General features: G+C 67.7%; 19 protein-coding genes and 1 pseudogene. 13 read left to right on the top strand and 7 right to left on the bottom strand.

Translation table 11 applies throughout. The annotated features are described in order from the left end of the window. The first annotated feature begins 104 nt into the window (after positions 1 to 104). The 4 genes from ABNQ38_RS30865 (at position 105) to ABNQ38_RS30850 (ending at position 3,721) form a co-directional block, all read left to right on the top strand. Positions 105 to 920 (top strand): oxidoreductase, encoded by an 816-nt coding sequence (locus ABNQ38_RS30865; RefSeq protein ID WP_377811104.1) that lies wholly within the window; start codon positions 105 to 107, stop codon positions 918 to 920. A gap of 65 nt (positions 921 to 985) precedes the next feature. Further along, a complete protein-coding gene (locus tag ABNQ38_RS30860) occupies positions 986 to 2,410 on the top strand; it encodes an MATE family efflux transporter (protein WP_377811103.1) in 1,425 nt (474 codons plus the stop codon). A gap of 73 nt (positions 2,411 to 2,483) precedes the next feature. Further along, the gene (locus ABNQ38_RS30855; RefSeq protein WP_377811102.1) at positions 2,484 to 3,062 is read left to right on the top strand and encodes a TetR/AcrR family transcriptional regulator; all 579 of its coding nucleotides are present in this window, start codon (positions 2,484 to 2,486) and stop codon (positions 3,060 to 3,062) included. 47 nt (positions 3,063 to 3,109) lie between these two features. After that, a complete protein-coding gene (locus ABNQ38_RS30850) occupies positions 3,110 to 3,721 on the top strand; it encodes a TetR/AcrR family transcriptional regulator (RefSeq protein WP_377811101.1) in 612 nt (203 codons plus the stop codon). A gap of 129 nt (positions 3,722 to 3,850) precedes the next feature. Here the strand turns inward: ABNQ38_RS30850 and ABNQ38_RS30845 are convergent, their stop codons facing one another. Together ABNQ38_RS30845 and ABNQ38_RS30840 are read right to left on the bottom strand one after the other, a co-directional pair. Next, complete coding sequence (locus ABNQ38_RS30845; RefSeq protein WP_377811100.1) at positions 3,851 to 4,801, bottom strand: response regulator transcription factor; 951 nt, start codon at positions 4,799 to 4,801, stop codon at positions 3,851 to 3,853. Then, complete coding sequence (locus tag ABNQ38_RS30840) at positions 4,770 to 8,228, bottom strand: ATP-binding protein (protein ID WP_377811099.1); 3,459 nt, start codon at positions 8,226 to 8,228, stop codon at positions 4,770 to 4,772. The genes ABNQ38_RS30845 and ABNQ38_RS30840 overlap by 32 nt, the downstream gene beginning before the upstream one ends. A 409-nt stretch (positions 8,229 to 8,637) precedes the next feature. On the opposite strand from ABNQ38_RS30840, the gene urtA (ABNQ38_RS30835) reads away from it, so the two are divergent. The 9 genes and pseudogenes from urtA (ABNQ38_RS30835) to ABNQ38_RS30795 all read left to right on the top strand — a co-directional run bounded on the left by urtA (ABNQ38_RS30835) (position 8,638) and on the right by ABNQ38_RS30795 (position 17,746). Then, positions 8,638 to 9,912 (top strand): urea ABC transporter substrate-binding protein, encoded by a 1,275-nt coding sequence (urtA, locus tag ABNQ38_RS30835; protein WP_377811098.1) that lies wholly within the window; start codon positions 8,638 to 8,640, stop codon positions 9,910 to 9,912. A 93-nt stretch (positions 9,913 to 10,005) separates the two neighbouring features. After that, complete coding sequence (urtB, locus tag ABNQ38_RS30830; protein WP_174473211.1) at positions 10,006 to 10,932, top strand: urea ABC transporter permease subunit UrtB; 927 nt, start codon at positions 10,006 to 10,008, stop codon at positions 10,930 to 10,932. Positions 10,933 to 10,944: 12 nt separating this feature from the next. Next, positions 10,945 to 12,105, top strand: a complete 1,161-nt coding sequence (urtC, locus tag ABNQ38_RS30825; protein ID WP_377811097.1) for an urea ABC transporter permease subunit UrtC — start codon at positions 10,945 to 10,947, stop codon at positions 12,103 to 12,105. Positions 12,106 to 12,120: 15 nt separating this feature from the next. Beyond that, positions 12,121 to 12,867 (top strand): urea ABC transporter ATP-binding protein UrtD, encoded by a 747-nt coding sequence (gene urtD, locus ABNQ38_RS30820; RefSeq protein WP_377811096.1) that lies wholly within the window; start codon positions 12,121 to 12,123, stop codon positions 12,865 to 12,867. A gap of 46 nt (positions 12,868 to 12,913) precedes the next feature. After that, on the top strand, positions 12,914 to 13,603 hold the full coding sequence (gene urtE / locus ABNQ38_RS30815) for an urea ABC transporter ATP-binding subunit UrtE (protein ID WP_109095587.1): 690 nt from the start codon (positions 12,914 to 12,916) through the stop codon (positions 13,601 to 13,603). 66 nt (positions 13,604 to 13,669) lie between these two features. Continuing rightward, positions 13,670 to 14,725, top strand: a pseudogene (locus ABNQ38_RS30810) (methyl-accepting chemotaxis protein); the annotation flags it as partial. Positions 14,726 to 14,884: 159 nt separating this feature from the next. Then, positions 14,885 to 16,087, top strand: coding sequence for an urea ABC transporter substrate-binding protein (gene urtA, locus ABNQ38_RS30805; protein ID WP_377811130.1), 1,203 nt, complete (start codon positions 14,885 to 14,887; stop codon positions 16,085 to 16,087). A 54-nt stretch (positions 16,088 to 16,141) separates the two neighbouring features. Then, the gene (fmdA, locus tag ABNQ38_RS30800) at positions 16,142 to 17,374 is read left to right on the top strand and encodes a formamidase (protein ID WP_377811095.1); all 1,233 of its coding nucleotides are present in this window, start codon (positions 16,142 to 16,144) and stop codon (positions 17,372 to 17,374) included. A 24-nt stretch (positions 17,375 to 17,398) separates the two neighbouring features. After that, positions 17,399 to 17,746 carry an FmdB family zinc ribbon protein gene (locus ABNQ38_RS30795; protein ID WP_377811094.1) on the top strand — a complete coding sequence of 116 codons (348 nt, stop codon included), beginning with the start codon at positions 17,399 to 17,401 and terminating at the stop codon, positions 17,744 to 17,746. 177 nt (positions 17,747 to 17,923) lie between these two features. On the opposite strand, the gene ABNQ38_RS30790 is transcribed toward ABNQ38_RS30795, so the two are convergent. Genes ABNQ38_RS30790 through ABNQ38_RS30770 form a run of 5 tightly spaced genes read right to left on the bottom strand, consistent with a single transcriptional unit; the run spans position 17,924 to position 22,016 of the window. After that, positions 17,924 to 18,292, bottom strand: coding sequence for an EamA family transporter (locus ABNQ38_RS30790; protein WP_377811093.1), 369 nt, complete (start codon positions 18,290 to 18,292; stop codon positions 17,924 to 17,926). Continuing rightward, positions 18,289 to 19,356, bottom strand: a complete 1,068-nt coding sequence (locus ABNQ38_RS30785) for an NAD-dependent epimerase/dehydratase family protein (protein WP_377811092.1) — start codon at positions 19,354 to 19,356, stop codon at positions 18,289 to 18,291. The genes ABNQ38_RS30790 and ABNQ38_RS30785 overlap by 4 nt, the downstream gene beginning before the upstream one ends. Before the next feature lie 4 nt (positions 19,357 to 19,360). Then, complete coding sequence (locus ABNQ38_RS30780) at positions 19,361 to 20,125, bottom strand: glycosyltransferase family 2 protein (protein ID WP_377811091.1); 765 nt, start codon at positions 20,123 to 20,125, stop codon at positions 19,361 to 19,363. Further along, positions 20,122 to 20,838 carry a TIGR04282 family arsenosugar biosynthesis glycosyltransferase gene (locus ABNQ38_RS30775; RefSeq protein WP_377811090.1) on the bottom strand — a complete coding sequence of 239 codons (717 nt, stop codon included), beginning with the start codon at positions 20,836 to 20,838 and terminating at the stop codon, positions 20,122 to 20,124. The genes ABNQ38_RS30780 and ABNQ38_RS30775 overlap by 4 nt, the downstream gene beginning before the upstream one ends. Positions 20,839 to 20,873: 35 nt before the next feature. After that, entirely contained in the window at positions 20,874 to 22,016 is a 1,143-nt protein-coding gene (locus ABNQ38_RS30770) for a trans-sulfuration enzyme family protein (RefSeq protein ID WP_377811089.1), read from the bottom strand. Positions 22,017 to 22,058: the final 42 nt, after the last annotated feature.

Genomic DNA, 22,058 nt, shown 5'->3' with positions numbered 1-22,058 from the left:
ATATCGATTATAGAGTTCGAACGCAATCTAAATGACGGGGCGTTCAAGCGCGCCGCCGCCGCTCGCAAGGCCGATCCCAGCACAAGGAAGAAAGAGAGACTTCGATGGCAAAGACCAATCGCGGCATTGCACTGGTGACAGGCGCCTCGTCCGGCATCGGTTACGCGGCGGCCAAGGCCCTGCAAGCCGCAGGCTTCGACGTGTTCGGCACCAGCCGTCACGCGGGCGCCGAAGGCCCCGAGGGCGTCACCATGCTGACCTGCGACGTCACCGACGACACCTCCGTGGCGGCCCTGGTCGAAGACGTGATGGACGACGCCGGCCGCATCGATCTGCTGGTCAACAATGCCGGTGTCGGCCTCTTCGGAGGCGCCGAGGAATCCTCGCTCGCCCAGGCACGGGCGTTGTTCGATGTGAACATGTTCGGCGTCATCCGCATGACCAACGCCGTGCTGCCGATCATGCGGCGCCAGAAAAGCGGCAGGATCATCAATCTCAGCTCGGCGCACGGCTTCATTCCGGCCCCCTATTTCGCGCTCTACGCGGCGACGAAGCATGCCGTGGAAGGCTATTCCCAGTCGCTGGACCATGAACTGCGCACGCTCGGCATCCGGGTCACGCTGGTCGAGCCCGCCTATACCCGGACTTCGTTCGACGGGAACCTCATCAAGCCGGATCGGTCGCTCGACGCCTATGCGTCGGCGCGGGCGGGCGTGACCGTGGCCGTCGAGGACGCGATCAGGAAGGGCGACACGCCCGAAACCGTGGCCGAAACCATCGTGAAGGCCGCAACGGAGGTCGCGCCGAAGCTGCGCTACCCGGCCGGGAAGCTGGCGCGGCAGGTCAGCCTTCTGCGCCGCTTCGTCCCGGCCGCCGCCTTCGACAAGAGCCTGCGCAAGATGCTGCGACTGCCGGTCTGAACAGGCCATGCCATGGCCCGTGCCGGGAACGAGCCCGTCGCATCCGGTGCAATTAAGGAAATCCCATGAGCGCTCTGTCCCGCCAGGAGGGGCCGGCGGCCCCGGTGCCCGCCTATAAAGTGCCATCCGGCGTTCTTGACGGGCCGGTCGCACCGACGATGCTCCGCCTCGCGGTGCCGACGACCCTGGTGCTTGTCGTCCAGACTCTGGTCGGGGTGGCCGAGACGTATTTCGTCGGCTTTCTCGGGACGGATGCGCTTGCCGGGGTCGCCCTGGTCTTTCCCGTGCTCATGCTCATGCAGATGATGGCGAATGGCGGCATCGGCGGCGGTGTCTCCTCGGCCGTCGCGCGGGCCTTGGGAGCGAAGCGCCACGACGATGCCGAAGCGCTGATCTGGCACGCGGTCGTCATGGCCGGCGCATTCGGCATCCTCTTCACCGCCGCGGCTCTCCTTGCCGCACCGATCCTCTATCGGGCGATGGGAGGAACGGGACCGGCGCTGGCGGCGGCGCTCACCTATTCGGGGGTCGTGTTCGCCGGCTCCATCCCGATCTGGGTCACCGCCCTGCTGTCGTCGGCCCTGCGCGGCGCCGGGAATGTGAGGGTGCCGGCCCTGGTGATCTCGTCCGGCACCGTGCTCCTCCTCGCCCTGTCGCCGGCCCTGATCTTCGGCTGGGGGCCCGTGCCGCGTCTCGGCGTCGCCGGCGGCGGGGTCGCGGTGGTCGCCTACTACCTGTTCGCCGCGCTTGCGCTGACGCTGTATCTGCGGTCTTCGAGGAGCCTCGTGAAGCTGAGGGTCGTTCCCCTGCGGGCAAGGCTGTTCAAGGACATCCTCGGGGTGGGTTTCCTGTCGGCGATCGGCACTGTCCAAGTCAATCTCACCGTTACCCTCGTCACCGCCGCGGTCGGCCGGTTCGGCGCCGATGCCATCGCCGGGTACGGCATCGCCTCGCGGCTCGATTACATCCAGATTCCGCTGATCTTCGGGCTCGGCACCGCCATGGTCACCATGGTCGGCCACAACATCGGGGCCGGGCAGCTGGCGCGTGCGCGCCGTGTCGCCTGGATCGGCGCCGCTCTTGCCTTCGGAATGACCGAGGCCATCGGCCTTGCCGCCGCGATCTTCCCGCAAGCTTGGATCGGCCTGTTCAGCGACGATCCCCAGGTGCTGGCGATGGGCACCCTCTATCTGCGGATCGTGGCACCGGCTTACGGTGCGGTCGGGCTGGGATTGGCGCTCTATTTCGCCAGCCAGGGAGCGAAGCGCGTCCTGTTTCCCGTCCTGGCCGGCACCGTCCGCATGATCATCGCCGCCTTCATCGGCTGGGCGGCGGTCATCTGGTTCGGTGCCGGACTTTCGACCCTGTTCCAGATCACGGCCCTGGCGGCGGTTTCGTACGGGCTTCTGACGACCGCCGCGATGATGGGTGGTGCCTGGGGCCGGCATCACGCGTCCCATCCGCTACCTCGGAGACGTCCTGCGGAGTAGGTCGAGGTGGAGAATTGTGCCGGTCATCCATATCTCCTATAGATGTCAGTCAAAATCTAAGCAGGAGCGTACCATGCGTGTGAGTCGCATTCAGGCTGAGGAAAACCGGCAGACTGTGATCAACGTGGCGAGCCGTCTTTTCCGGGAGCACGGCTTCGACGGCATCGGCCTCAAGGATTTGATGGAGGCGGCGGGCCTGACCCAGGGTGCCTTCTATAAGCAGTTCACCTCTAAGGAGGATTTGGCGGCCCAGTCGTCGACGCGGGCGTTGGAGAGCGCATACTGCCGATGGTCGGCGGCGGCCACTGCAAATCCAGAGGATCCGCTTGGCCAGGTGATCGGCTTCTATCTCAGCGCCGGGCACCGCGAGGAAAAGACCGACGGCTGCCCGATCGTGGCGCTCGGTTCCGATGCCGCCAGACACGGCGCCGCGGTGAAGGCGTCATTCGAAACTGGGATCAGGACGCATCTCGACATCCTCGAACGACTGATTTCGGAAACGCAGGGCGAAGAGTTCAAAAGCAAGGCAATGGCGATTCTTTCACTGATGGTCGGTGCGCTGACGCTCTCGCGTGTTGTCAACGATCCCAGCCTTGCCCAGGCCTTTCTGGATACAGCCGCTGCGCAAGCCCGAAATATTGCCGCCGCGTGACCGGGCATGACCACACCGTGAACCGGTTGATCGGAAGGTGTTTGACCATGCCAGCAGGCACATCCGTCCGGCGGATCGCAATCCTGACGGTTGCCGGCCGAACCTTTCTTCGACAGGGCTATGCCGATGCCTCGATGGATGGCATCGCCGCCGAGGTGGGCGGCTCCAAGAGCACCCTCTATCGTTATTTCCCTTCCAAAGCGGCGCTGTTCGCAGCCTATGTCGAGGAAATCGGGACTTTGACCCGGTCCACCCTTGCCGCTGTGCAGGTGGAGGAAAAGGGAACCGAGGCTGTACTGGAGGACACGGCGCGAGCCTATCTGGACTTGATACTGTCCCCTTCAGCGCTTGCCGTGACCCGCCTCGTCATGGCTGAAACCGTTCGTTTTCCGGAGATTGGCCGCATCTTCTACGAGCGCGGAATTCGGCGCGCGGAAAGTCAAATTGCAGCCATATTGCAGCGTTTGGCAGAGCGGAGCGACGTACCCGGCTGGAACTTTCTGGCACTGCCCGGCGCTGCTGCTCATTTCCGGGCTCTCTGTGAAGCCGGTCTGCATGAGGAATGCCTGTGGGGTGTATACGGATCGGCTTCCCCGGAAGGTGTCGATAGCGTTGCCCAGCAGGCGGTCGCCCGCTTCCTGCGAGGCTGTCCGGGATAATTTCATCTTCGATTTTCAAAGTAGTGAGAAGAAGCGGATGGGATTTTCCCGTATGTCCGTCAAAGGCTGGCAAAGCGGACACTCCGATCCAGGCGAACCGGAGTGTCGCGAAAAGGAGCATATACCCATTTACCGGCCATTCAGCGCCCGCACCGCCATCGCGGCGGCGGCGGCCCGGTTCTCGACGCCGAGCTTCGCATAGATCTGCTCCAGATGCTTGTCGACCGTGCGCGGACTGAGGCCGAGGATTTCGGCGATGTCGCGGTTCGGCTTGCCGTTGGCGACCCACATCAGCACCTCCGCCTCGCGCGGGGTCAGGGACAGCTTGTCCTTCAGCAGCCTGTCTTCGCCGGCACCGGATTCCTCGGCCAACTGCAGCAGGATCTCGTCGGGGCCGGTCTGGCCGACCGGGCTGAGGCGCAGGCGGCGGCCGTCGGCGAGGGTGGCGATCACCACGCTGTCGGGCTTGCGCCCGGCGCCGCCGGCCTGACGGTCGGCCAGCCAGCGGCGCGCCTCCTCCGGCAGCGAGAGGCCGGTGGCGTGGCCGTCGGCGGAGGAGGTGCCGAAGGCGGCCTCCAGCATGCGGGTGGTCTGCGGCGTGCACCACAACACCTCGCCCCGGTGGTTGGCGGCCAGCAGGGTGCGGCCGGTGACGTCCAGCGCCGCCCGCGTGCTCTGGGCGACGCGGGCGTTGGCGAGATGGGCGTACATGCGGGCGATCAGCGTTTCGGCGACGATCGGCTTGGTGACGTAATCGACCCCGCCGGCGGCGAAGCCCTTCAGGATATGCTCCGTCTCAGTGAGGCCGGTCATGAAGATGACGGGGACATGGGCGACCTGGCTGCTGCGCTTCAGCTGGCGGCAGGTCTCGAAGCCGTCCAGCCCCGGCATGATGGCGTCCATCAGGATCACGTCGGGGGTCACCTGCTCGAGCAGGGCCAGTGCCTTGCGGCCGTCCAGCGCCACCAGCACGGTCACACCGGCCTCCTCCAGCGCGTCGGTCAGGAAGCTGAGGGCTTCGGGCGAATCGTCGACGACGAGGACGACGTCACGCGGTCTGGTTACGGATTTCATCGTCATGGCTGGCATCGTCATGGCTGTCATCGCGGTACACCGCCTCCAGCGCGGCCATATACTGGTTCAGGTCGTAATTGCTGACGAGAGTCCGCATGCGGCCGACGAAGCGCTCCAGCTCCGGATGGGCGGCGGCGATCTCGGCCAGCTTGGCCTGCATGCCGCGGACATAGCCGATGCGGCCCAGATGGATCAGCTCGGCGATGTGGTGCTGCGGCGGCAGTTCGGACGCGGCGAAATCCGCCGGGCCGTCGTCCGCGCCGGCCGGCGCGTCATACTCCCAGTCGATGCCGCGCAGCCGGCCGATGCAGGCGAGCAGCTTGGGAATGGAAACCGGCTTGGCGACGAAGCCGTCATGCGGCTGGGCCCTGTCGGCGCCGGTCTCGGCCCCCTCGCCTGTGGCGGGACGGTCCTCCCGCGTGTCGGCCGACACCAGGACGATGGTGGTGTCGCCATGGCCGGAGGCGCGCAGCCGCCTCGCTACCTCCAGCCCGTTCATGCCGGGCATCGAGATGTCGAGCAGCAGGATGTCCGGCCGGTGCAGCTCCGCCATGGCGAGGCAGGTCGGACCGTCGGTCGCCTTGAAGACGGCGAAGCCAAGCTCGGCCAGCAGGTCGGCCAGCAGGTTGCGGTGGGCGAGGTCGTCGTCGGTGACCAGCACGGTCAGGCGCGGCCCGCGATAGCCGCGGATCGGAAGATCGGGCTGAGACGAGGCGGTCGACAGCATCGCCGCCGACATCATCAGCCGCACCCGGAACAGGCTGCCGGCGCCGGGCGTGCTGGTCACGGTGATCTCGCCGCCCATCACCTGGGTCAGCAGCTTGGTTATGGTCAGGCCGAGCCCCATGCCGGGCACCATCGGGTTGGCGGCCGAGCCGCGCTCGAACGGCTGGAAGATGCGCTCCAGATCGGCCGCGGCGATGCCGGGACCGGTGTCCTCGACCTCGAACTCGGCGATCTGGCTGCGGTGGCGCACGCGCAGGCAGACGGCGCCGCTGTCGGTGAACTTGATGGCGTTGGACAGCAGGTTGATCAGGATCTGGCGGATGCGGCCCTCGTCGGTGAAGACCACCGGCGGCAGGTCCTCCGGCGCCTCGAAGCGGAAGGCGATGCCCTTGGCCTCCGCCTGGAGGTGGAACATGCCGACGAGCTGGTCGAGCAGGTCGCCGAAGCGCACCTCCGCCCGGTTCAGCTGCAACCGGCCGCTCTCGATCTTCGACACGTCGAGCAGCCCGTCCAGCAGTCCGGACAGATGCTCGGCGCTGCGGCGGATGACGCGCACCGCATCCACCCGGTGCGGCGGCATGGCCGGATCGCGCTCCAGCATCTGCGAATAGCCGAAGATGGCGCTCAGGGGCGTGCGGAACTCGTGGCCGATGCCGACCAGATAACGGCTCTTGGCGAGGTTCGCCGCCTCCGCCGCCTCCTTCGCCTTCTGAAGCTGGGCGTCGGTGCGCTCGTGCGCCTCGATCTCCCGCATCAGCAGGTCGGTCTGCCTGTGTGTCTCCTCCTGCGCCACCTTGCGGCTTTCCCGCGCCAGCACGAACAGCCAGGTGGCGACGCCGGCGACGATCATCAGGATGAAGAAGACCTTCCACAGCGTGCTGCGGATCAACGTCTGCGCCTCGGCGTTGACCGACGCGACCTCGACATAGACCAGCGACAGCACGGCGCCGATGGCGAGCGCCAGCATCAGCAGGACGCCAAGATAATGGCCGAGCCGGGCCTTCAGCGCCGTGGCGGCCCGCGGCGGCAGGATAGCGTCGAGCGCGTGGCGCAACTGCACGCCCAGCCGCGCGTCCTTCTTGCAGCCGTCGCCGCAGCGGGCGTCCAGCGAACAGCAGAGCGAGCAGATCGCCCCGGCATAGACCGGGCAGAAGGCCATGTCGTCGGGCTCGAAGGCGTGCTGGCAGATGCGGCAGCGGATCGCCTCCTCGCCGTTCCAGTCCTCGAAGGGGCGGCGGGCGATGTAGTAGCGGCCGCGGGTCGCCCAGGCGATGGCGGGGGCGGCGAGGAAGGCGGCGGCGAAGGCGAGGAAGGGCGCGCAGACCTTCAGGGTCGTCCCCAACCCGCCCAGGAAGGCCAGCATCGACAGCACCGTCGCCAGCAGCATGGCGCCGACGCCGACCGGGTTGATGTCGTAGAGATGGGCGCGCTTGAACTCGACATGGCGCGGGCTGAGGCCCAGCGGCTTGTTCACCACCAGATCGGCGACCAGCGCGCCGATCCAGGAGGCGGCGACGCTGGAATAGAGCCCGAGCACCGGCTCCAGAGTCTTGTAGATGCCCAGCTCCATCAGCATCAGGCCGATGACGACGTTGAACACCACCCACACCACCCGGCCGGGGTGGCTGTGGGTCAGGCGCGAGAAGAAGTTCGACCAGGCGATGGAGCCGGCATAGGTGTTGGTGACGTTGATCTTCAGCTGCGACAGCACGACGAACAGGCCGGTGAGGCCCAGCGCCAGCTGCGGCGACGGCGTCACATACTGGAAGGCGACGAGATACATGCGCGTCGGCTCCGCCGCCAGTTCCAGCGGCACGGCGTTCTGCAACGCCAGCACCACCAGGAAGGAGCCCAGCAGAAGCTTGATCGTGCCGATGACGATCCAGCCCGGCCCGGCCGCCACCAGCGCCGTCCACCAACACAGCCTCTTGCGGCCTTTCGCGTCGGGGTCGTAAGGCAGGAAGCGGATGAAGTCGACCTGCTCGCCGATCTGCGCCAGCAGCGAGAACACCACCGACGCCGCGGCGCCGAACAGCATCGGGTCGAAGCCGCCGGCGGCATCCGACGCCCGGCCGGGGAAGCGGGTCCAGGCGGCGAAGGCCTCGCCGTCCTGGATGGCGATGAACAGGAAGGGGAGGGCGTGCAGCGCCAGCCACAGCGGCTGGGTCCAGAGCTGGAGGCGGCTGATGACGGTGAAGCCGTAGGCGACCAGCGGGATCACCAGCAGCGAGCTGACGACGTAACCGGCGGCCAGCGGCAGGCCGAACGCCATCTCCAGCGCCGTCGCCATGATCGCCGCCTCGATGGCGAAGAAGATGAAGGTGAAGGAGGCGTAGATCAGCGAGGTGATGGTGGAGCCGATATAGCCGAAGCCGGCACCGCGCGTCAGCAGATCCATGTCCACGCCATAGCGGCTGGCGTAATAGCTGATCGGCAGGGCGCTGGCGAAGATCAGGGCGGCGGCGGTCAGGATGGCGAGGAGCGCGTTGGTGAAGCCGTAATTCAGCGTGACCGCACCGCCGATGGCCTCCAGCGCCAGGAAGGAGATCGAGCCGAGCGCGGTGTTGGCGACGCGCAGCGGAGACCAGCGCCGCGCCTTCCGCGCGGTGAAGCGCAGCGCGTAATCCTCCAGCGTCTGGTTGGCGACCCACCTGTTGTAGGTCCGCCGGACCGCGATCACCCTCTGGCGCCCCGCCATCGGCCCCATTCGCCCTCCGTGAAATCAGTTTGCGGTGCAGATTGTTTAAGATTTCCCCTGATTCGCCGGTCTCATAGTAAAATCGGCTGTTCCGTCAGTCTGTCAGAAATAAAGGCACCGAACAACAAGGGTTGAGGATCGGTATAGTCTGCGAGAGGACACGGAGGCGTCACTCGCTTTTGGGTGGTCGCGAGCGCCGGATCGAATTCGGACTGTCGCGATTTTATAACGATTTGCTGCCCGCCACCCCTATACGCAAATCCACGTATTGCTGCACCGCACCGTTCGGCCAACCATCGGGGCGTCCTGTCGCGGATGGTTCCGCCAACTCCCCCGAAAAAAAGCGCCTTTCAAAACAGCCGTCCCCCGGTTGCGGGCGGTCTTTGCAGGGCGACAACGGCCAACATCAGGAGGTTTCATGTCCTCGGACAAGATCGATGCGGACAAGCTCACCGGCGGCGCGCACTCGCCGCTCCGCCGCAAGCTCCTCCTCGGCATGGCGGCGCTGCCGGCCATCGGCCTGCTGCCGCGCGGCGCGCTGGCCCAGGCGCTGCCGACCGACGCCGTCAACACGACGAAGCTGGCCGTCACCGACAGCACGGTGAAGGTCGGCATCCTGCATTCCACCACCGGCACCATGGCGATCTCCGAGACCGGATCGGTGCAGGCCGAGAAGCTGGCCATCGCCCAGATCAACGAGATGGGCGGCGTGCTGGGCCGCAAGATCGAGGTGATCCAGGAGGACGGCGCCAGCGACTGGCCGACCTTCGCCGAAAAGGCGCGCAAGCTGCTGGTCGAGGACAAGGTGGCGGCGGTGTTCGGCTGCTGGACCTCGGCGTCGCGCAAGGCGGTGCTGCCGGTGTTCGAGCAGTACAACGGCATGCTCTATTACCCGACATTCTACGAAGGGCTGGAGCAGTCGAAGAACGTCATCTACACCGGGCAGGAAGCCACCCAGCAGATCCTGGCCGGGCTCGATTGGGTGACGAAGGAGAAGGGGGCGAAGACCTTCTTCCTGATCGGCTCCGACTATATCTGGCCGCGCACCTCCAACAAGATCGCCCGCAAGCACATCGAGATGCATGGGCAGAAGGTGGTCGGCGAGGAGTATTTCCCGCTCGGTCACACCCAGTTCAATTCGGTCATCAACAAGATCAAGCTGACCAAGCCGGACGTGATCTACGCCTCGGTCGTCGGCGGGTCGAACGTCGCCTTCTACAAACAGCTGAAGGCGGCCGGCATCGACCTGAACAAGCAGACGCTGATGACCATCTCCGTCACCGAGGACGAGATGCTGGGCATCGGCGGCGAGAACATCGCCGGCGCCTATGCCTGCATGAAGTATTTCCAGTCGCTGAAGAACCCCAACAACGAGAAGTTCGTCGCCGCCTTCAAGAAGATGTGGGGCGGGGAGAGCGTGATCGGCGACGTCACCCAGGCGGGCTATCTCGGCCCCTGGCTGTGGAAGCTGACGGCGGAAAAGGCCAAGAGCTTCGACATCGACAAGATCGCCGCCGCCTCGGCCGGCATCGAGTTCACCGGCGCGCCGGAAGGCTATGTCCGCGTCCACGAGAACCATCATTTGTGGAGCAAGACGCGCGTCGGCCGCGCCCGCACCGACGGCCAGTTCGACGTCGTCTTCGAAACCGCCGACCTGATCGAGCCGAACCCCTTCCCCAAGGGCTACCAGTAAGCGACGGCGGGGCTGAACCTGCCCCCGCTCCGGCCTTTCCCCGTCCAACGGCGGCGGGACGGAGCGAGGGCCTCTCTGACGGGAGTTCCCATCATGTTCGAGGGCTACAGCCTGGCCGAGCTCGGGTCGATCTTTGCCATGCAGGGATTCGCGGGGCTTATCCTGTTTTCCGTTTTCGTGCTGATGGCGCTGGGCCTCGCCATCATCTTCGGGCAGATGGGCGTCATCAACATGGCGCACGGGGAGTTCATGATCCTCGGCGCCTATGTGACCTATCTCTGCTCCAACTTCATCTCCAGCACCGCGCCGGCGCTGTTCCCGGCCTATTTCTTCATCGCCATGGCGCTGGCCTTCCTCGCCAGCGGGGCGCTGGGGATGCTGGTGGAGTGGGCGATGATCCGCTTCCTCTACCGCCGCCCGCTCGACACGCTGCTGGCGACCTGGGGGCTGAGCCTGATCCTCCAGCAGATCTTCCGCTCCGTCTTCGGCGCGCGCGAGGTCGGTGTGGTGCTGCCCGACTGGCTGATGGGCTCGGTCGCCGTCACCGACACCATCGAGGTGCCGATCAACGGCCTGTTCGTCATGGGCCTGACCATCGCCATCACAATCGTGATCTATGCCGTGATGTTCCGCTCGCGCTGGGGCCAGGGCGTGCGGGCGGTGATGCAGAACCGGGTGATGGCCGGCGCCGTCGGCATCAACACCGAGAAGGTCGACCGCTACACCTTCGGGCTCGGTTGCGGCATCGCCGGGGTGGCGGGCAGCGCCTTCACCATGGTGGGCTCCACCGGGCCGACCTCGGGCCAGCTCTACATCGTCGACACCTTCCTCGTGGTGGTGTTCGGCGGCGCCCAGAGCCTGATCGGCACCATCGCGTCGGCCTTCACCATCAGCCAGGCGCAGTCAACGATGGAGTTCTTCCTCAGCGGCTCGACCGCCAAGGTTCTGACGCTGCTGACCGTCGTTGTGATCCTGATGCTGCGCCCGCAGGGCCTGTTCGTCCTCAAAGTCCGCCGCTGAGGAGGCATATCCATGACGCGCACCCCACACAGTCTCCCTCGGGGCCGCCTTCTCGGGCGCATCGACGGCGACATCGCGGGCATCCTGCTGCTGGCCGCCCTGCTGATCGTCGTCCTGCCGCTGGGGCTCGACATCTTCCGGCTGAACATGGTCGGCAAATACCTGACCTACGCCTTCGTGGCGCTCGGCCTCGTGCTGTGCTGGGGCAGCGCCGGCATCCTGTCGCTGGGGCAGGGCATCTTCTTCGGCATCGGCGGCTATTGCATGGCGATGTTCCTGAAGCTGGAGGCCTCCAGCCCCGAGGCGACCAAGATCCAATCCACCCCCGGCATCCCCGACTTCATGGACTGGAACCAGCTGAAGGCGCTGCCCTGGTTCTGGGAACCCTTCCACAGCCTGACCTTCGCGACTGCCGCGGTGGTGGCGGTCCCGGCGCTGCTGGCCTTCATCGTCGGGCTGGCGATGTTCAAGCGTCGGGTCGGCGGCGTCTATTTCGCCATCATCACCCAGGCCTTCGCCGCCATCCTGACCATCCTGATCGTCGGCCAGCAGGGCTACACCGGCGGCATCAACGGCATCACGGATCTCCGCACACTGAAGGGCTGGGACATCCGCACCGACGAGGCGAAGCTGGTGCTGTATTTCGTCAACGCTGCGCTGCTGATCGGCTGCATCTTGCTCTCCCTCTATGTCCGCCGGTCCAAGCTGGGCCGCATCCTGGTGGCGCTGCGCGACAAGGAGGACCGGGTCCGCTTCTCCGGCTACGACGTCGCCAACTTCAAGATCTTCGTCTTCTGCTTCGCGGCGGCGCTGTCGGCGGTGGGGGGCGCCATGTTCACGCTCCAGGTCGGCTTCATGTCGCCGTCCTTCGTCGGCATCGTGCCCTCCATCGAGATGGTCATCTACTGCGCGGTCGGCGGCCGGCTGTCGCTGCTGGGCGCGGTCTACGGCACGCTGCTGGTCAACTGGGCCAAGACGATGCTGTCGGAAAGCTTCCCGGAGCTGTGGCTGTTCGCCATGGGCGCCCTGTTCATCGGCGTGGTGATGGTGTTCCCCAACGGGCTGGCCGGGCTCTACCAGCAGTTCATCGCCCCCAGGCTTGGCCGCCTCCTGCCCCGCACGGGGTCCGGTGCCGGCGCGCCGATCATCCCGCCGCACACCGCCGCCGACTGAGGAGGGACGGATCCCATGGCGAACCCCACCGATTACCTGCTGGCGGTCGAAGGGCTGACCGTCTCCTTCGACGGGTTCAAGGCGGTCAACGACCTGTCCTTCTACGTCGACAGCAACGAGATCCACGTCATCATCGGCCCGAACGGCGCCGGCAAGACCACGGTGCTCGACCTGATCTGCGGACGGACCAGGGCGTCCGGCGGCTCCATCAAGTTCCGCAACAGGGAACTGACGGCGATGAAGGAGCACCAGATCGTCACCGCCGGGGTCGGGCGCAAGTTCCAGAACCCGTCGATCTACGACGACCTGACGGTGTTCGAGAATCTGGAAATCTCCTATCCCCGCGGTCGCAGCGTGTTCGGCGCGCTGGCCTTCAAGCGCGACGCCGCGGTGCGCGAGCGGGTGGCGGAAATCGCCGAGATGATCTTCCTGGCAGACCATCTCGACCAGCGCGCCGAATATCTCAGCCACGGCCAGAAGCAGTGGCTGGAGATCGGCATGCTGCTGATCCAGGACCCGGAACTGCTGATGCTGGACGAACCGGTCGCCGGCATGAGCGTCAACGAGCGCAAGAAGACCGCCGAACTGCTGAACCGCATCATCCAGAACCGTTCGGTGCTGGTGATCGAGCACGACATGAAGTTCGTCGAGGACATCGCCCACCGCGTCACCGTGCTGCACCAGGGGAAGATCCTGTCGGAAGGCAGCATGGAGCGGGTGAAGAACGACCCCAAGGTCGTCGAAGTCTATCTCGGCCATTGATTGATTTGGGCCAGAGTCATTTGGGCCATTGACCGGAGGAACCGACATGCTGTCCGTCAATCAACTGCGCGTGTCCTACGGCGAGAGCGAGGTTCTGCACGGGCTCGACTTCACGGTGGCGCCGGGCGAGATCGTCGCCGTCATGGGCCGCAACGGCATGGGCAAGACGACGCTGATGAAGTCGCTGATGGGGATCGTGCCGGCCCGGTCCGGCGCCGTCCGCATCGGCGGGACCGAGATCACCGGCCTCAAGAGCTACGAGCGGGTGGCGAAGGGCGTCGCCTATGTCCCGCAGGGCCGCATGATCTTCCCGGCGATGACCGTGCAGGAGAACATCGAGACGGGCCTGACCGTCCATGGCGGGCGCAGCGTGCCGGGCGATCTCTACGAGCTGTTCCCGGTGCTGCTGGAGATGAAGGGCCGGCGCGGCGGCAACCTGTCGGGCGGCCAGCAGCAGCAACTCGCCATCGCGCGCGCCCTGGCGACCAAGCCGAAGGTCCTGCTGCTGGACGAGCCGACCGAAGGCATCCAGCCGTCGATCATCCGCGAGATGGCCCGCACCCTGCGCCGCATCCGCGACGAGAAGGGGCTGAGCATCGTCGTGTCGGAACAGGTGCTGAGCTTCGCGCTCGACATCGCCGACCGGGTGCTGGTGATCGAGAACGGCGAGATCGTCCACGAGGACAGCCGCGACCGCATCGACGAGGCGAAGGTGGCGCGGCTGCTGTCGGTCTGACCGCCCGACAGGTTGCCGTCCCTCCCCCTTTCCGCATCCCGCCTCTCCACCGCAGAGGGAAGCGCCATGACTCCTGCGAAGTCCGCATCCACCGCCTGTGCCGTGGTCGCCCTGTTGTCCGCCATGGCGGTGCCGCTGACCGGTTCGACCGGCGTGGCGACCGCCGGCCTCGTCGTTTCCGCGGCGCTGGCCGCCGCCGCCGCCGTCTTCGCGCACCGGAGGGACGCGGCGCTCGGCCCGCTCGGCACCCGCGCCGCGGCGCTGTCCGGTGCGGGCGGCGATGCGGGCGGCGACCCGGTGCGGGAGCTTGCCGACGCCCTCGACCGCATCGCTGCCGCCGCGGAGCTGCGCGACGCGCGGGAGGCGGAGCGCGAGGCCGAACGCAAGGCGACCGAGGAGCGCGCCGCCCGGCTGGAGGCGCTGACCCGCGCCTTCGAGAGCAAGGTCGGCCGGCTGGTGCAGACCGTCTCGTCGGCCGCCGCCGAGATGACCGGCACCGCCACGGCGATGAGCGAGACCGCCGGGCGCAGCAACCGGCTGTCGGCGGCGATGTCACAGTCGTCGGCCCAGGCGTCGATGAACGTCCAGACCGTGGCGACGGCGACGGAGGAGCTGTCGGCCTCGATCCAGGAGATCGGCCGGCAGGTTGCCTCCTCGGCCGCCATCGCCGGCAAGGCGGTCGCCGACACCCGCCGCACCGACACGGTGGTGCAGAGCCTGGCCGACAGCGCCGGGCGGATCGGGCAGGTGATCGGGCTGATCCAGGGCATCGCCGGGCAGACGAACCTGCTGGCGCTGAACGCCACCATCGAGGCGGCGCGGGCAGGGGAGGCCGGCAAGGGCTTCGCCGTCGTCGCCAGCGAGGTCAAGACGCTGGCCAACCAGACCGCCAGGGCGACCGAGGACATCGCCACCCAGGTCGGCGCCATCCAGTCGGCGACGGCCGAGGCGGTGGCCGCCATCCGCTCCATCGCCGGCACCATCGCCGAGATCAACGAAATCGCCGCCGCCATCGCCGCCGCGGTCGAGCAGCAGGGGGCGGCCACCGGCGAGATCGCCCGCAACGTGCAGGAGGCGGCGCGCGGCACCGAAAGCGTGGCGTCCAACATCACCGGCGTCTCGGATGCCGCCTCCGACACCGGCGTGGCGGCCGGGCAGGTGCTGGGCGTCGCCTCCCAGGTCGCCGGCCATGCCGACGAGCTGAGCCGCGAGGTCAACAATTTCCTGGCGGAGGTCAGCCTGCAGGCGGCGCTGCGCCGCCGCGCCTCGGTCGCCGGGCGGATGGCGGCGGCCACGGTGCGGCGCACCCAGGGGCTGGTGCCCGGTGCGCCGGCCACCGCCGCGGTGAACAAGAGCGGCATCGCCGTCACCGACGAGGCGGTGAAGGTCGGCATCCTGCATTCCGTCACCGGCACCATGGCGCTGAGCGAGGGCGGGTCGATCCAGGCGGAGATGCTGGCGATCCATCAGATCAACGAGGCCGGCGGCGTGCTGGGCCGGCGGATCGAGATCGCGCAGGAGGATGGCGCCAGCGACTGGCCGACCTTCGCCGCCCGCGCCGACAAGCTGCTGGCGCAGGACAGGGTGGCGGCGATCTTCGGCTGCTGGACCTCGGCCTCGCGCAAGGAGGTGCTGCCGGTGCTGGAGAAGCGCGACGGCCTGCTCTACTACCCGACCTTCTACGAGGGGCTGGAGCAGTCGAAACACGTCATCTACACCGGGCAGGAGGCGACGCAGCAGATCCTGGCCGGGCTGGACTGGGTGATGCGCGAGAAGGGGGCGAAGAGCTTCTTCCTGGTCGGGTCGGACTATATCTGGCCGCGCGCCTCCAACGCCATCGCCCGCCGCCACATTGAGGCCAAGGGCTGCCGCGTCGTCGGCGAGGAGTATGCCGAACTCGGCGACACCCGCTTCGAAGCCATCGCCGCGCGGATCAAGGCGGCCAGGCCCGACGTGATCTATGCCATCGTCGTCGGCGGGTCGAACGTCGCCTTCTACAAGCAGCTGAAGGCGGCCGGGATCGAGCTGGACCGCCAGATCCTGATGACCAACAGCGTCACCGAAGACGAGATGATGGGCATCGGCGGCGAGAACATCGCCGGGGCCTTCACCTGCGCCAAATATTTCCAGAGCCTGGAACTGCCGGCCAACCGCGCCTTCGTCGCCGCCTTCAAGGCGATGTGGGGAGCGGACAGCGTCATCGGCGACGTCAGCCACAACGCCTATCTCGGCCCCTGGCTGTGGAAGCTGGCGGTGGAGAAGGCCGGCAGCTTCGACGTGGCGCGCGTCGTCGCCGCCTCTCCCGGCATCGAGTTCGCCGGGGCGCCGTCCGGCTCCCTGCGCATCCACGAGAACCATCACCTGTGGACCCGGACCCGCATCGGCCGCGCCCGGCGCGACGGCCAGTTCGACGTGGTCTTCGAGACGCGGGACCTGATCGAGCCGAACCCCTTCCCGGACGGCTTCCGGGAGCTGGCGGCCTGAGTCCTGCCGCCTCTCCGCGCCCCCCATCAGTCCAGCAACAAGGAAGAGCAAACCATGGCTGACACCCTGATCAAGGCCGACCTGTCGCAGTCTCCCTACGAGAACGACATGATCCACAACCGCTGGCATCCGGACATCCCGATGGCGGTGACGGTGAAGCCGGGCGACGACTTCATCCTGGAATGCTACGACTGGACCGGCGGCCAGATCAAAAACGACGACGATGCCGCCGACGTGCGCGACGTCGACCTCAGCCAGGTCCATTTCCTGTCCGGCCCGGTCGGGGTCGAGGGGGCGGAGCCGGGCGACCTGCTGGTGGTCGATCTGCTGGACATCGGCGCCTTCCCGCAGCAGCAGTGGGGCTTCAACGGCTTCTTCTCAAAGCAGAACGGCGGCGGCTTCCTGACCGAGCATTTCCCGCTGGCCCAGAAGTCGATCTGGGACTTCGAGGGCATGTTTACCAAGTCGCGCCACATCCCGGGCGTGCGCTTCGCCGGGCTGATCCATCCCGGCCTGATCGGCTGCCTGCCGTCGCACGACCTGCTGGCCAAGTGGAACAAGCGCGAGCAGGCGCTGATCGACACCAACCCGACCCGCGTCCCCGGCCTCGCCAACCCGCCCTATGCGCCGACCGCCCATATGGGCCGGCTGAAGGGCGATGCCCGCGACAAGGCGGCGGCGGAGGGTGCGCGCACCGTGCCGCCGCGCGAGCATGGCGGCAACTGCGACATCAAGGATCTGTCGCGCGGCTCGCGCATCTATTTCCCGGTCTATGTGAAGGGCGCCGGCCTGTCGATGGGCGACCTCCATTTCAGCCAGGGCGACGGCGAGATCACCTTCTGCGGCGCCATCGAGATGGCGGGCTGGGCGCACCTGAAGGTGAACCTGATCAAGGACGGCATGGCGAAGTACGGGATCAGGAACCCGATCTTCAAGCCGAGCCCGATCGTCCCGACCTACAACGACTACCTGATCTTCGAGGGCATCTCGGTCGACGAGGCGGGCGAGCAGCATTACCTGGACGTCCATGTCGCCTACCGTCAGGCCTGCCTGAACGCCATCGAGTACCTGAAGAAGTTCGGCTATTCCGGCGCCCAGGCCTATTCGATCCTCGGCACCGCCCCGGTGCAGGGCCACATCAGCGGCGTGGTCGACGTGCCCAACGCCTGCGCCACCCTGTTCCTGCCGACGCAGATCTTCGACTTCGACATCAGCCCGAACGCCGACGGCCCGACCAAGTTCATCAGCGGCGATGTCGACATGCCGGTCGCCCCCGACCGCGTGTAACCGGCAGAGGAAGGAGGCGGCGCCATGCCGATGTACGACTACGAGTGCCCGACCTGCGGCGACTTCACCGAGATGCGGCCGATGGCGGAATGCAGCCTGCCGCAGCCCTGCCCCTATTGCGAGGTGCCGTCGCGGCGGGTGATCCGCAGGACGCCGGCCTTCTCCACCGTCTCCGCCGCGACGCGGACGGCACACGCCACCAACGAGCGCAGCGCCGACCGGCCGAGCCTGCTGTCCGAGGTCGGGCCGAAGCATAAGCATGGCCCGGGCTGCGGCTGCGGAAGCGGCGGCGGAAAGGGGCGGTCGGTGCTGCGCACCCCCGACGGGGCGAAGGGGTTTCCGACGGCAAGGCCGTGGATGATCAGCCACTGACCCATCGGGAACGGAGGCACCGTCAACCTGTCGGCCGACCGGTTGCCGGGGCCTCCGATGGAGACAAGGAAAGAGCAGGATGGCACCCCGCTGCCCGCGCAATCACCGGATCGTCCGGGATGGCGTCGGAGCGAAAATCGGTTGACGGTTGGCGAGAAATGGCTTGCCGGGTAGCGATCACTCCCCCGCGAGTACGATCACCCCAGCCACGATGATCGTCGTTCCAACCAAGCGGCGAACGGTCATCGGCTCACCGAGCACCCACCAGCCGGCGAGGGCGACGAGAGCGAAGCCGAATGCGAGAAAAGGATAGGCGAACGACGCATCCGCCCTGCTCAGCACCCGCAGCCAGACGAGCAGACTGAAGCCGTAGCAGGCGAGCCCGCCGAGGATGGCCGGGTGCCGGATCATAACGGCAAGGCTTCCGGTTCCCAATGGATCGCTTACGCCGAATCCCTGCCGGGCGCCCCACCGCAGCATAATCTGCGCGGACGCGTTGAGCGTCACGCTGGTCAGGATCAGACCGAGCAATATGCTGCGGCTCATCGGAGGCGCCCCATTGCACCGGGAGACGCAGGGTCGAGATGGGCGAGTTCCGCCATGCCCTCGGCGAACCCGATGCGCGGGCGCCAATCGAAGCGGTTGCACAGCCGCGAGGAATCGGCGGTGATGTGACGCACGTCGCCCAGCCGGTACTGCCCCGTCACCACAGGAGGCGGGCCGTTCAGCGCCCTGGACAGCGCCTCGGCCATGTCGCCGACCGTGCGTGGCGTGCCGGATCCCACATTGTAGGCCGCGACCCCGGTCGTCTGTCCTTCGCAGGCGGTGACGGTGGCGGAGGCCACGTCTCGGACATGCACGAAGTCCCGTCTCTGCCGGCCATCCTCGAAAACCCGCGGAGCCGCGCCGCGCCGCAGCGCGGAGGTGAAGATCGAGGCGACGCCGGCATAGGGGGTGTCGCGCGGCATGCCGGGCCCGTAGACGTTGTGATAGCGCATCATCGCGACGGCACCGCCGGTCGACCGCGCCCAATTGGCGGCGTAGAATTCCTGCGCCGCCTTGCTGGTGGCGTAGGCGTTGCGCGGGTCGAACGGCGTGTCCTCGGCGACGAGCAGGCTTTCGAGCGGCTGGCCGCACAGCGGGCAGGGCGGCTCGAACCGCTGCTGCACCAGCGCGCTTTCCAGCCGCGGCGCCGGCCGGACCCGTCCATGCTCGGCACAATGGCCGAAGCCTTCGCCATAGACCACCATCGAACTGGCGAGCGTCAGACGGGATACGCCGACGCGGGCCATCGCCACCAGAAGCTCGGCCGTGCCGACCTCGTTGGAGGAGGCGTAGTCGGGCATGTCGCCGATGGCGACGCCCAGCCCGACCTTGGCGGCGAGATGAACGACGGCGTCGACACCGGCAACGGCCCGGTCGAGAACCGCGGCGTCCCGCACGTCGCCGATCAGCGCCTCGACGCCGGCCGGCGCTGTCCAGGCCGTTGGGGTGGGGTGCACGTCGGGACGCAGCGAGTCCAGGACGCGCACCTCGTGGTCCCGGCGCAGAAGCTCGGCCAGCACATGCCCGCCGATGAAACCGGCCCCGCCGGTGAGGAGAACGCGCATGTCTTTACCTCCGAACCATGGTCTGCGTCGACCGGCCTCCGGCGTCGGCGGGCTTGGCGCCGGCGGGCTGCCGCCACGCAAGCCGAAGGAAGGTGGTCGCGATCTTCCAGGCGGCGGACAGGCTGGCGGCGAGATCGCCCGACACCTTCGAGCGGCCGCCGCGCCGGCAGCGGTGATCGACCGGGATCTCCCGGCAACGCAGGCCGGCCGCCGCCCGCATCTGCATCTCCAGGTTCCAGCCGTAGGTTTCCTCGGTCATGCCCAGCGCGCGCAGGGTGTCGACCCGCATCGCGCGCAAGGGCGACATGTCGGTGAAACGGACCCGGTAGGTCAGCCGCAGCAGTGCCCCGGCGATCCACCCCGCCACGATCTGCTGCGGCGTCATCGAGCCGCGCTCGCGTCGCCCGCGCAGGCGCGAGCCCATGACGAAGTCCGCTTCGCCGTCGGCGACCGGCCGGATGACCTGCGGGATGAAGCCGGGCACGTCGCTGCCGTCGCCGTCGAGGAAACAGACGATCTCCGTTCCGGGCCGGACGGCGGCCAGCCCGGTGGCGCAGGCGCGGCCGTAGCCGCGCACCGGCTGGATCACGACACGGGCGCCCGCCGCGGCGGCCCGCTCGGCGGTCCGGTCGGTGGACCCGTTGTCGACCACGATGACCTCGCCGACGCCTTCGGCCATCGCCTCCCGCACCACGTCGGCGATGGAGTCCTCCTCGTCGAGGCAGGGGATGACGACGGCCACGGTTTCGAGCGGCTGGGCGCTGCTCATGACGCCATCACCGTCTGGCGGCGTCGCACGAACGCGCGGGTGCGCGGCGCCTCCTGCATCGGCCGGCCCGCGGCGGAGAAGGGCGGTGGCCGGCCGTCGAGTTCATCCTCCAGCATGGCGTAGGACCGGGCATCGTCCACGTCGTACCAGGGATCGAGCGATATCACCGGAACGCCGAGCGTGCGCGCCCGTTCGAGCGTCAGACTGTAGACCGTGTCGGTGCTCCAGGGGATGTCCGCGAACAGTCCGGGATGGGGCCGCGACAGGCCGATGAGCGTGTAGCCGCCGTCGAGCGCCGGGCTGATGACGGCGTTGTCGCCGGACTTGAGCGCCTGGACCGCGGCGCGGAGGATGTGGCGCGGCAGGGTCGGGCTGTCGGAGTTGACGAGGATGGCGCCGGCATGGCCCTGCGCCAGAAGGTCGGTGATTCCCCGGTCCAGCCGCCGGCCGAGATCCCCCTCGCCCTGGAGGACCAGCCCGAATCCGTCGGGAAGCAGCTGCCGCAGCTCCTCTTCGGAGCCCGCCGGGGTATAGACCGCATAGCCGGGCGCGTCGCCCCCCTCCGACAGGCCGGCGATGGTCGCGGCCAGATCGGCGATGAAGCAGCCGGAGATTTCGGCACAGTCCTCCGGCGGCAGGGGCGGCGACAGCCGGGTCTTGGACTTGCCGGGGCTCGGCGTCTTGCAGATGATGCCCACCGCTATGGTCGTCATGGGTCGGGTCTCCGCCGGAATGAGGGAGGACTGAGTTAGCGGACGAGAGAGAGCGCCTGCTCCAGGTCGCCGAACAGGTCGTCCGGGTCTTCGAGCCCGACCGACAGGCGCAGCAGGTCGTCGGGGCAGGGCGATCCCTGGCCCTCGATCGAGGACCGGTGCTCGATGAGGCTTTCGATGCCGCCGAAGGAGGTCGCCCGCCGCCAGAGATGGACATTGGCCGCCACCTTCACCGCCGCCGCCGCTCCGCCCCTGACGCGGACGGACAGCATGCCGCCGAAGCCGCCGGACATCTGGCGGGCGGCGATGGCGTGGCCGGGATGGTCGGCAAGGCCGGGATAGAGCACGGCGGACAGCGCCGGATGGCTGGCCAGCCGGCCAGCCAGGGTTGCGGCGCTGCGGCTCTGCTCGCGCACCCGCAGATCGAGCGTCCGCAGGCCGCGCATCAGCAGCCAGGCGTCGAACGGACCGGGCGTCGTGCCGTGCTGGTCGCGGATGGCCGCGATCCGGTCCCACAAAGCCGATGGGGCCGATGCTGCCAGGGCGCCGGCGACCACATCGGAGTGACCGTTGAGGTATTTGGTCGCGGAATGCATCACGATGTCGGCGCCGCAATCGAGCGGCCGGGTCAGCACGGGCGTGACAGCCGTGGAATCGACGCAGACCAACGCACCCGCGCGGTGCGCAAGCTCGGCGACGGCGGCGATGTCGGTGACGGTCCAGAGCGGGTTGCTCGGCGTTTCGATCCAGACAATGCCGGTGCGGTCCGGCCGGATGGCGCGGCCGACGGCGTCGAGGTCGGCCATGTCGGCGAAGGTCACCTCGTGCCCGTAGCGATGGGCCTCTGCGAGCCAGACATGCAGCCCCCAATACATGTGTTGCGGAGCGACGATGTGGGTGGGCGATGCCGCCAGGAACAGGGTGGTGGCGGCCGCCATGCCCGAGCCGAAGAGCAGCGCCTCGCGGGCATGTTCCAGGTCGGCGATCTGACGCTCCGCCTGCTGGACCGACGCGTTGTCCTTGCGCCCGTAGACATGGCCGGAGCTGTAGCCGTTGTCCGCGTCGCGCATGTAGGTGGCGCTCACGTCGATCGGCGGCGTCAGCGAGGCGGCCAGGGAGCGGCCGGCGCCCAGGGCCCGCGCCGTCAGCGTGCGTGGCATCGGTGTGCGTGGCGTCAAGATTGGGGGCCTCAGGATGTTGCTCCGGTGGTCGCCGATGGG

The sequence above is a fragment of the Azospirillum sp. A29 genome (assembly GCF_042604625.1).
GTDB lineage: Bacteria > Pseudomonadota > Alphaproteobacteria > Azospirillales > Azospirillaceae > Azospirillum > Azospirillum palustre.
The sequence above is the reverse complement of the archived record's forward strand: the minus strand, read 5'-3'. Positions and strand labels throughout refer to the sequence as shown.

What these genes read in the sequence shown, in the direction of transcription:
- ABNQ38_RS30865 (WP_377811104.1), top strand. Translation starts at nt 105, where the DNA reads ATGGCAAAGACCAATCGCGGCATTGCACTGGTGACAGGCGCCTCGTCC.
- ABNQ38_RS30860 (WP_377811103.1), top strand. Translation starts at nt 986, where the DNA reads ATGAGCGCTCTGTCCCGCCAGGAGGGGCCGGCGGCCCCGGTGCCCGCC.
- ABNQ38_RS30855 (WP_377811102.1), top strand. Translation starts at nt 2,484, where the DNA reads ATGCGTGTGAGTCGCATTCAGGCTGAGGAAAACCGGCAGACTGTGATC.
- ABNQ38_RS30850 (WP_377811101.1), top strand. Translation starts at nt 3,110, where the DNA reads ATGCCAGCAGGCACATCCGTCCGGCGGATCGCAATCCTGACGGTTGCC.
- ABNQ38_RS30845 (WP_377811100.1), bottom strand. Translation starts at nt 4,801, where the DNA reads ATGACGATGAAATCCGTAACCAGACCGCGTGACGTCGTCCTCGTCGTC.
- ABNQ38_RS30840 (WP_377811099.1), bottom strand. Translation starts at nt 8,228, where the DNA reads ATGGGGCCGATGGCGGGGCGCCAGAGGGTGATCGCGGTCCGGCGGACC.
- urtA (WP_377811098.1), top strand. Translation starts at nt 8,638, where the DNA reads ATGTCCTCGGACAAGATCGATGCGGACAAGCTCACCGGCGGCGCGCAC.
- urtB (WP_174473211.1), top strand. Translation starts at nt 10,006, where the DNA reads ATGTTCGAGGGCTACAGCCTGGCCGAGCTCGGGTCGATCTTTGCCATG.
- urtC (WP_377811097.1), top strand. Translation starts at nt 10,945, where the DNA reads ATGACGCGCACCCCACACAGTCTCCCTCGGGGCCGCCTTCTCGGGCGC.
- urtD (WP_377811096.1), top strand. Translation starts at nt 12,121, where the DNA reads ATGGCGAACCCCACCGATTACCTGCTGGCGGTCGAAGGGCTGACCGTC.
- urtE (WP_109095587.1), top strand. Translation starts at nt 12,914, where the DNA reads ATGCTGTCCGTCAATCAACTGCGCGTGTCCTACGGCGAGAGCGAGGTT.
- urtA (WP_377811130.1), top strand. Translation starts at nt 14,885, where the DNA reads ATGGCGGCGGCCACGGTGCGGCGCACCCAGGGGCTGGTGCCCGGTGCG.
- fmdA (WP_377811095.1), top strand. Translation starts at nt 16,142, where the DNA reads ATGGCTGACACCCTGATCAAGGCCGACCTGTCGCAGTCTCCCTACGAG.
- ABNQ38_RS30795 (WP_377811094.1), top strand. Translation starts at nt 17,399, where the DNA reads ATGCCGATGTACGACTACGAGTGCCCGACCTGCGGCGACTTCACCGAG.
- ABNQ38_RS30790 (WP_377811093.1), bottom strand. Translation starts at nt 18,292, where the DNA reads ATGAGCCGCAGCATATTGCTCGGTCTGATCCTGACCAGCGTGACGCTC.
- ABNQ38_RS30785 (WP_377811092.1), bottom strand. Translation starts at nt 19,356, where the DNA reads ATGCGCGTTCTCCTCACCGGCGGGGCCGGTTTCATCGGCGGGCATGTG.
- ABNQ38_RS30780 (WP_377811091.1), bottom strand. Translation starts at nt 20,125, where the DNA reads ATGAGCAGCGCCCAGCCGCTCGAAACCGTGGCCGTCGTCATCCCCTGC.
- ABNQ38_RS30775 (WP_377811090.1), bottom strand. Translation starts at nt 20,838, where the DNA reads ATGACGACCATAGCGGTGGGCATCATCTGCAAGACGCCGAGCCCCGGC.